Annotated in this window: 10 protein-coding genes; 6 read left to right on the top strand and 4 right to left on the bottom strand. The window is 67.1% G+C overall.

Going from position 1 to position 8,547, the window contains the following annotated elements; genetic code table 11:
- Both AC1D1G_RS37205 and cobU read right to left on the bottom strand, forming a co-directional pair.
- Nucleotides 1-278: nicotinate-nucleotide--dimethylbenzimidazole phosphoribosyltransferase (locus AC1D1G_RS37205; RefSeq protein WP_477956075.1), on the bottom strand; the 278-nt coding region annotated here is incomplete at its 3' end.
- Entirely contained in the window at nucleotides 275-922 is a 648-nt protein-coding gene (cobU, locus tag AC1D1G_RS37200) for a bifunctional adenosylcobinamide kinase/adenosylcobinamide-phosphate guanylyltransferase (RefSeq protein WP_477956074.1), read from the bottom strand. The genes AC1D1G_RS37205 and cobU, both read right to left, overlap by 4 nt.
- Nucleotides 923-1,022: 100 nt before the next feature.
- Between cobU and AC1D1G_RS37195 the strand changes: the two genes are divergently transcribed.
- On the top strand, nucleotides 1,023-1,238 hold the full coding sequence (locus AC1D1G_RS37195) for a hypothetical protein (RefSeq protein WP_280782596.1): 216 nt from the start codon (nucleotides 1,023-1,025) through the stop codon (nucleotides 1,236-1,238).
- Between the two features lie 3 nt (nucleotides 1,239-1,241).
- Here AC1D1G_RS37195 and AC1D1G_RS37190 read toward each other — a convergent pair whose 3' ends face one another.
- The gene (locus AC1D1G_RS37190) at nucleotides 1,242-1,898 is read right to left on the bottom strand and encodes a DUF3043 domain-containing protein (protein ID WP_477956073.1); all 657 of its coding nucleotides are present in this window, start codon (nucleotides 1,896-1,898) and stop codon (nucleotides 1,242-1,244) included.
- An 88-nt stretch (nucleotides 1,899-1,986) separates the two neighbouring features.
- Between AC1D1G_RS37190 and AC1D1G_RS37185 the strand changes: the two genes are divergently transcribed.
- The 3 genes from AC1D1G_RS37185 (at nucleotide 1,987) to AC1D1G_RS37175 (ending at nucleotide 4,705) form a co-directional block, all read left to right on the top strand.
- The gene (locus AC1D1G_RS37185) at nucleotides 1,987-3,060 is read left to right on the top strand and encodes a glycerate kinase family protein (RefSeq protein WP_280782594.1); all 1,074 of its coding nucleotides are present in this window, start codon (nucleotides 1,987-1,989) and stop codon (nucleotides 3,058-3,060) included.
- Between the two features lie 141 nt (nucleotides 3,061-3,201).
- Nucleotides 3,202-3,552, top strand: coding sequence for an iron-sulfur cluster assembly accessory protein (locus AC1D1G_RS37180; protein WP_005247725.1), 351 nt, complete (start codon nucleotides 3,202-3,204; stop codon nucleotides 3,550-3,552).
- 178 nt (nucleotides 3,553-3,730) lie between these two features.
- Nucleotides 3,731-4,705 (top strand): carbohydrate kinase family protein, encoded by a 975-nt coding sequence (locus AC1D1G_RS37175; RefSeq protein ID WP_283352580.1) that lies wholly within the window; start codon nucleotides 3,731-3,733, stop codon nucleotides 4,703-4,705.
- A gap of 71 nt (nucleotides 4,706-4,776) precedes the next feature.
- Here the strand turns inward: AC1D1G_RS37175 and asnB are convergent, their stop codons facing one another.
- Nucleotides 4,777-6,702: an asparagine synthase (glutamine-hydrolyzing) gene (asnB, locus tag AC1D1G_RS37170; RefSeq protein WP_283352579.1), complete on the bottom strand. Its 1,926-nt coding sequence runs from the start codon at nucleotides 6,700-6,702 to the stop codon at nucleotides 4,777-4,779.
- A gap of 272 nt (nucleotides 6,703-6,974) precedes the next feature.
- Here asnB and ctaC point away from each other — a divergent pair, with 272 nt between their 5' ends.
- Nucleotides 6,975-8,042, top strand: a complete 1,068-nt coding sequence (ctaC, locus tag AC1D1G_RS37165; protein WP_043824202.1) for an aa3-type cytochrome oxidase subunit II — start codon at nucleotides 6,975-6,977, stop codon at nucleotides 8,040-8,042.
- A gap of 41 nt (nucleotides 8,043-8,083) precedes the next feature.
- Entirely contained in the window at nucleotides 8,084-8,500 is a 417-nt protein-coding gene (locus tag AC1D1G_RS37160; RefSeq protein ID WP_477956072.1) for a cytochrome c oxidase subunit 4, read from the top strand.
- Nucleotides 8,501-8,547: the final 47 nt, after the last annotated feature.

The raw sequence follows: 8,547 nt of genomic DNA, 5'->3' as shown, positions 1-8,547 counted from the left end.
ATCTGGGCCGTCACCTCGGGCGGATACGCCGAGACGCCGGTCCGGGCCACCCCGTGGTCACCGGCGAACACCACCACCCGCGCCCGCGCGAAGGGGACGGGCGGGCAGACGCCCTGGCAGGCCGCGGCCCAGCACGCGAGCGTCTCGAGGCGTCCGAGCGAGCCGGCCGGTTTGGTGAGCTGCAGCTGACGGGCTTCGGCCTGTGCGCGCACCCCTTCGTCGGGTGGGATGACGGGTTCGAACCGACCGGGGTCGGTGCTCACGGACTCGCTGGTCACGCTTGGCCTCTCGCTCGAGTGGACACTTCTGGCCCGCGCGACTCACGTGCGGGATCATCTTTCAAGGTCATGGTCAGCCCGGCGACGACGAGGACGACGCGATCGCAGACCTGGGCGAGTCGCGCGTTGAGGGCGCCGATCTCGTCGCGGAACAGGCGACCGGACCGGGTCTCGGGAATGACACCGAGACCCACCTCGGGAGTCACCAGCACGAGTGCGCCGCGGTAGTCGCGGACGCTCGCGACGAGTTCGTCCGTGCGTGAGGTGATGGTGCCCCGCGGCGATTCCCAGGCTGCGGCGCCGTCGAGTTCGACGGTGAGCCAGGTGCCGAGATCGTCGACGAGGGTGGCCGCGGCCTCGGTGGGAGAACGCAGCTGGTCGGCGAGGTCGAGCCGGTGCGCGGTTTCCACGGTGAGCCAGCTGCCGGGACGTCGATCGCGGTGCTGAGCGATGCGGTGTTCCCAGTCGTGGTCGTCGGGGTCGCGGTGACTGGTGGCGACGTAGCGCACCCGGCCCGCCCCGGCCAGGGCCTGCGTCAGTTCCTCGGCGTGAGCGGATTTTCCGGAGCGTGCACCGCCGAGCACCAATGTTCGCGACGTCTGGTTCGGACGGCTCGGGCGGTCCGGGGAATCGGCGGTGGGCACGGAGGGAAACGCTACCAACCCACGGGAGTGGCAGTATTTTGACGAAGAACGTCAATTCCGCCACTGTTGGCGGGAAGTGAATGGGCGGAAAATTTCAGCCATGACCGAATTCCTCGTCCTCGTTGCACTTCTCCTCGTGCTGCATGCGGCCGTGATGTACGCCGGTCGGCACCTGGGTCCACTCCCGCCGCGACTGCGGAAAAGCTACCGCGACAACTTCTTCCGACCGGCTGATCCCATGACCGACCTGTCGTACGACCGCGACGCCGAACTGGGGCGGCTGCTCGCCGAGACGCACCGCGCGCCCCACAACTGACCGTCAGATGGCGTCGCCGGGGCGCACCCGCGGCTTGGGGGCGCGCAGCTTGCGGATCTGCGACGCACGTACGAACGCATACCACCCGAGCTTGAAACCGCCGTCGGGGGTGTCCGGGAAGCGCTCCCGCACCTGATTGTTGATCTTGCGGCCCAGCCAGACGCCCTCGATGGCCATGAACATCATCATGATGAGCATGGCAAGCGTCACGATCGCCTGCAGCGCCGGGCTGACGAACATGGCCATGATGAGAACCAGGGCCAGCGGCATGAACAGGCCGACGAGGTTTCGCCGGGCGTCGACGATGTCCCGGACGTACGCGCGGACCGGGCCCTTGTCGCGGGGGAGGAGGTACTTGTCCTCGCCGGCGAGCATGCGGGCGCGTCGCTCGGCGGCGGTGGCGCGTCGCTCCGCCGCGGCGACCTTGCGCTCTTCCTTGCTACCGCGGGTGGCCTTCTTACGGGCGCGTGCCTCTTTCGCCGTCAGGGGTGCGGGCGCGACCGGTCCACGTCGCTTCGCCTCGGCGTCGCGTCGCTTGGGGGTCGGGCGGCCCTTGCCTRCCTGTTCGGCGGACTCCGCCTCCGAGGCCGTGGACGACTCGGCGACCTCGACGTCCCGCTTGTCTGAATTGTCCGAATCACCGCGGCGTAGCAATTTCACCCTTCCAGAGTATGGGAAGACGCCACCGGGAGGAAAACCGCCCTCACATCGAAATGCCGGGTCGCGCCCGTCGCCATACACTTCGCCGATGCGAGTGATGATCGCACCGGACTCCTTCGGTGAAACGCTGACCGCCGTCGAGGCGACCGCCGCGATCGCGGCGGGATGGTCGGCGGTGCGCCCGGACGACCAGCTGATCGAGGCGCCGCAGTCCGACGGTGGCCCCGGATTCGTGGACGTGATCGCCGCGGCGGGTGGCACCGTCCGCACCGCGGTCGTGGAAGGGCCGCTCGGCGCCGACGTCACCGCCCGCTGGCTCCTCGACGGCACCGACGCCTACCTCGAATCCGCCCAGGCCTGCGGACTCGGACTGCTGGGCGGACCGCCGACGCCCCGCACCGCCCGCGACGCACACAGTCGAGGCGTCGGTCAACTCGTCGTGGCGGCCCTCGACGCCGGAGCGCGCAGAATCGTCGTCGGTCTCGGCGGCAGCAGCTGCACCGACGGCGGCCGCGGCCTCGTCGAAGCACTCGCGCAGGGGTTCGGGAGCGCGGACGCCGCCGTCGCCCGCCTGCGTTCGGTGGAACTGGTCGCCGCGTCCGACGTCGAGCACCCGTTGCTCGGCGAGCATGGCGCCGCCCGCGTGTTCGGACCGCAGAAGGGTGCCGACCCCGACACCGTCGCCTTCCTCGAGGACCGGAACGCCGCGTGGGCGGGGCAACTGCAGCGAGTGACGGCCCGGGAGGTCGCCGCCGAGGCCGGAGCCGGCGCCGCCGGTGGCATCGGCGCCGCGCTGCTCGCCCTCGGCGCGACCCGCGAATCCGGTGCTCAGGTGGTCGCTCAGCGCACCCGGCAGGACCGCCAACTCGCCTCCGCCCAGCTCGTGATCACCGGCGAAGGCCGCCTCGACCAGCAGTCGCTGCGCGGGAAACTCGTGATCGCGCTCGCCGCTGCCGCCCGCCGGCGGTCGATCGCGACGCTCGTCCTTGCCGGGCAGGTCCTCCTCGACGCCGCGGACCTCGACAGCGCGGGCATCGACGACGCATTGTCCCTGGTCGATCACGCGGGATCGACCGAACTCGCGATGTCGGACGCATACGCGCAGCTGAGAGACCTCGCGGCGGCCGCAGCCCGGGGGTGGGAAGGTGTGGCCGCAGGGTAGTAACCCGAATCCGTGACGTCGGATACCATGGACGTGGATCGATCTGCGGACGCTGCCGCAGGGAATGGAACCCGGGAATAAGTCGGGCGCGGAGTACCGTTGAAGCGTTCACGGGTTTGTTACGAACTACAGGGAGAGCCCATGACTGTGCAGAACGAGACCGCCGTCCACGGCGTCAAGATGACCGAAGCCGCGTCCGCCAAGGCGAAGGCGCTGCTCGATCAGGAAGGTCGCGACGACCTCGCACTGCGTATCGCCGTGCAACCCGGCGGCTGCGCAGGACTGCGTTACCAGCTGTTCTTCGACGACCGGAACCTGGACGGCGACCTGATCGTGGACTTCGGTGGCGTCGCCCTCGCGGTGGACCGGATGAGCGCGCCGTACGTCGAGGGTGCCTCGATCGACTTCGTCGACACCATCGAGAAGCAGGGTTTCACCATCGACAACCCCAACGCGACCGGTTCGTGCGCCTGCGGCGACTCCTTCAACTGAGTCCCAGGCCGAAGTACAACTGAATCGACAAGTCTGACGCGGCGCCGACCGGCTGCCGCGTCAGACTTTTTTCGTGCCCGATCTCCACGTACCCGGGTCCCGTGCTGCCGACCGATCATGGTGGTACTCCGGGGTACGGTGAGAAATCCCGACCGAACTCATCGAAAGGCATCCGCCCGTGACAATTGCGGTAACCGGTTCCATCGCCACCGACCACCTGATGCGGTTTCCGGGCCGGTTCGCCGAGCAACTGCTCGCCGATCAGCTCAGCCACATCTCGTTGAGCTTCCTGGTCGACGACCTCGTAGTCCGGCGCGGGGGAGTGGGCGGCAACATCGCCTACGCCATGGGCGTCCTCGGTGGATCTCCGCTGCTGGTCGGGGCTGTCGGAGCCGACTTCGCGGACTACCGCCGGTGGCTCGAGAGCAACGGCGTCGACTGCACCGCCGTCCGGATCTCGACCACCGCGCACACCGCGCGTTTCGTGTGCACCACCGACGAGGACATGGCGCAGATCGCCTCGTTCTACCCCGGTGCGATGAGTGAGGCCCGCGAGATCCAGCTGTCCGGGATCGCGCAGGACGCCGAACCGCTCGAGCTGGTCCTCATCGGCGCCAACGACCCCGAGGCGATGATCCGCCACACCGAGGAATGCCGCCGGCAGGGCATCCCCTTCGCCGCCGACCCGTCGCAGCAACTCGCCCGACTGAACGGCGAGGAGGCGGCGGCGCTGATCCACGGCGCAAAATACCTGTTCACGAACGAGTACGAATGGGGACTGCTGCAGCAGAAGACCGGACTGTCCGAAGAGGAGATCCGCGCTCAGGTCGGTGTCCGCGTCACCACGCTCGGTTCCAAGGGCGTCGAGATCGTCGATTCCGAGGGCAACTGGACCCGCGTCGCCGTCGTCCCCGAGAAGGCGAAGGTCGACCCGACCGGTGTCGGTGACGGATTCCGGGCCGGATTCCTCCTCGCGCACAGCGCGGGCCTGAGTTTCGAGCGCTCCGCACAGCTGGGGTCGCTCGTGGCCGTGCTCGTACTGGAGACCGTCGGAACCCAGGAATGGACGTTCGACCGCGACGAGGCCGTCAAGCGCCTCGCAGACGCCTACGGATCCACCGCGGCCGACGAGATCGCTGCCGTCCTGCCGTAACAGGCGGCCCCGCCGCCCGTGCGCCTTTTTGGTAGCGCCAACTACCAAAAAGGCGCATGGGCGCGAAGCGCCTACAGCGAGACCGGGTACGCCGGCTCGGCGATCTCCGGAACGATGCGGTTCTCGACGAAGATGCCGTGCCAGACCATGAAGATCAGCACGGTCCACAGGCGACGGCTGTGGTCGGACACGCCGTCCCGGTGGTCGTTCAGCATCTTCGTGATCGCGGCCTTGTCGAGCAGGTGATCGGTGCCCGACGCCGCGATCTGCTCATGTGCCCAATCGAACAGTTCCGTGCCGCGCAGCCAGTGCCGCAGYGGCACCGGGAAGCCCAGCTTCGCCCGATGGAGTACGTGCCCGGGGACGATGCCCTCCAGCGCCTGACGCAGCGCGTACTTGGTGGTGCTCTTGGTGATCTTCTGATCCAACGGCACCTGCGACGCCACCTTGAAGACCTCGGGATCGAGGAACGGCACCCGCAGTTCGAGCGAGTTGGCCATGGTCATCTTGTCGGCCTTGACGAGGATGTCGCCGCGCAACCATGTGAACAGGTCCAGGTGCTGCATCCGGGCCACCGGATCCCACCCCTGCGACTGTGCGTAGATCGGGTCGGTGACGTCGCGGTGCGTCCACTCCGGCCGGAAGTCGCGCAGGACGGCGCGCAACTGTGCGTCGTTGAAGCTGCGCGCGTTGCCGTAGTACCGCTCTTCCAGGGTCAGTGAACCGCGGTTGAGCAGGCTCTTTCCCCGGGTGCCCTCGGGGATGCGCTCGGACAGCTTCCCGGCGGCCCGCCGCAGGCCCTTGGGCAGGTACTCGAACGGCTTGAGCGAAATCGGCTCGCGGTAGATGGTGTACCCGCCGAACAGCTCGTCGGCGCCCTCACCGGACAGCACGACCTTGACGTGCTTGCGCGCCTCCTTGGCCACGAACCACAGCGGAACCAGTGCGGGATCGGCAACCGGATCGTCGAGGTACCACACGATCTCGGGGATGGCGGCGGCGAACTCGGACGGGCTCACCACCTTCACCACGTGGCGCGCGCCGATCGCTTCGGCGGATTCGGCTGCGACGTCGACCTCGGAGTAGCCCTCGCGCTCGAAACCGGTGGTGAACGTGATCAGGTTCGGGTTGTGGCGCATCGCGAGCGCCGCGATTGCCGTCGAGTCGATGCCGCCCGACAGGAAGGACCCGACCGTGACGTCGGCGCGCATGTGCTTGGCGACCGAATCCTCGAGCGCCTCGGCGATCTCGCGGTAGCGGGCCTGCTCGGTGCCCGCGGCGAACGGACGCACCGGGAACGTGGGCGCGAAATAGCGGGTGATCACGGGTTCTTCGCCCGGGCGCACACGTGCGAAGCAACCGGACTCGAGGCGGCGGATCTGCTTGTGGAGGGTTTCCGGCTCCGGCACGTACTGAAGGACGGTGTAATGCTCGACGGCCCGCGGATCGAGTTCGGTGCCGATGCCGATCAGGCTCGCCAGCTCCAGCAGACTCTTCTTCTCGCTACCGAATGCGGTGCCGCCGGTGCCCGTCGCCAGGAAGAGCGGCTTGATCCCGAACGGATCGCGCGCGATGAACAGCTCCCGCGTCTCCGTGTCCCAGATCGCGAACGCGAACATGCCGCGCAGACGACGGACGGCGTCCTCGCCCCAGTAGTGGAACGCGGCGACGATGGACTCGCTGTCACCCTCTGTGACGAACTGCGCACCGAACTGCTCGGCGAGTTCGGCCCGAACCTCGAGGTAGTTGTAGATCTCGCCGTTGAACGTCAGCGCGTAGCGTTCCGGATTCTCCGCCGGACCCCACCGCAAAGGCTGGTGGGAGTGTTCGATGTCGATGATCGACAGCCGATTGAACCCGAAGACCAGGTGGTCGTCGTGCCAGGTCCCGTGCTCGTCCGGCCCACGGTGCCGCAGGCAGTGCATTGCCTGGTCGACCTGTGAGACGGCGTTGTCGCTGGTTTCTCCAGAGGTCAGTAGCCCGAGCAGTCCGCACACAGCGTCCGGTACCTCAATTCAGAATCTTGGAAGGCTCCACGAGGTGGAGTGGTCAGGGATCTCTGCCGGAAAGTATGCCGCAGATTCCCGGAGCGTCCGGTTCGGGCCGCCGGTGACGGTGCCCCGGCTCRAACAGCGACACCGCCGCGGCACCGGCAGCGACACGTCGCCCGACCCGAGGATGGAGAGCCGCCGCCTTTGGTCTACGCTGCGTAGTAATTGGGCCTTCCCATCGGGTGTGCCCTAGTGGAATTTGCGGCGATCAGGAAGGCGTGAACGTGGCGCAAGGTCGGATCCTTCGGCGGGCAGGGTTGGCAGTATCTTTGGGCATTGCTGCCTTGCTGCTGTCGGGTTGTTCAATCGACAACGAGGTGCTTCGTTTCGGGTGGCCTTCGGGCGTAACCCCGCAGGCGCACCGCATGCGTGAACTGTGGACCTGGTCGGTCATCGCCGCCCTCGTCATGGGTGTGCTGGTGTGGGGACTCACCTTCTGGGCGGTGATCTTCCACCGTAAGAAGAAGGACTCACCCGAGTTCCCGCGGCAGACGGCATACAACGTGCCGCTCGAGCTGGCGTACACCGCGGTTCCGTTCGTCATCATTGCCGTGCTGTTCTACTTCACGGTGGTCGTGCAGAACCATGTCCTCGAGAAGGAGGACAACCCCAACGTGGTGGTGGATGTCACTGCGTACCAGTGGAACTGGAAGTTCGGCTACCGCTCCATCGACCTCGGCGAGGGTGGCGGCAAGTACGACGGCGTCGATCAGGAAGCGCAGGCTGCGGTCGAGTCCGCACCGGCGTCCGAGGCGGAGGCCGAGGGTGAGCACGCCCAGCCCGGGCCGATCCACGGCAAGACCCCCCAGGACCTGTCCTACCTGCACTACGACAAGATCGAGACGATCGGCTCGAGCAACGAGATCCCGATCCTCGTTCTGCCGACCGGCAAGCGGATCCAGTTCGAACTGGCCTCGGCCGATGTCATCCACGCCTTCTGGGTGCCGGAGTTCCTGTTCAAGCGCGACGTGAACCCGAACCCGAAGGAGAACCACTCCGACAACGTCTTCCAGATCAGTGAGATCGAGAAGGAAGGTGCCTTCGTCGGGCGCTGCGCCGAGATGTGCGGCACGTTCCACGCGATGATGAACTTCGAGGTTCGCGCCGTGAGCCCCGACAAGTTCGCGCAGTACATCGAGCTGCGCAAGCCGGCGAGCGAAGGCGGCCGGGATCTGACCACGGCGGAGGCTCTGCAGGCCATCGGCGAGTCCCCGGTTGCGACGTCGACGTCTCCCTTCACCACCGATCGCGGCTACAAGCAGGCGAGCGGTGTCGAAGGTAACTGAACCTGCTGCTGATACCTCACTGACCAAGGACAAGTGCTGATATGAAGATCGAAGCCAAGCTCTTCGAGATCCTGACGGTATTCTTCATTCTCGTCGCGATCGTCTACGGCGTCTTCACCGCCGTTTCACGAACCGGTATCGAGTKGGCGGGTCTGACGGGCATCTGCCTGTCGGCGGGACTGACGCTGATCATCGGAACGTACTTCCGGTTCGTTGCCCGTCGACTCGACACCCGTCCCGAGGACTACGAGGACGCGGAGATCGCCGACGGCGCAGGCGACCTGGGATTCTTCAGCCCCGGTAGCTACTGGCCGATCCTGCTCGCCGCTTCTGCCGCCTTCGTCGCAGTCGCGATGGCGTTCTTCCAGCCGTGGATGATCGTGGTCGCCGTGATTGCGGTTCTCGCGGCCGCTGCGGGTCTCGTCTTCGAGTACTACGTCGGGCCCGAGAAGCACTAGTTCCACCCACAGTCGGACCGCGGAGGCGCCGAATCCCACCGGGATTC

Source organism: Rhodococcus sp. P3_B8 (assembly GCF_056402775.1).
Note: the sequence above shows the minus strand (reverse complement) of the source record. Positions and strands in the feature narration are given on the sequence as shown.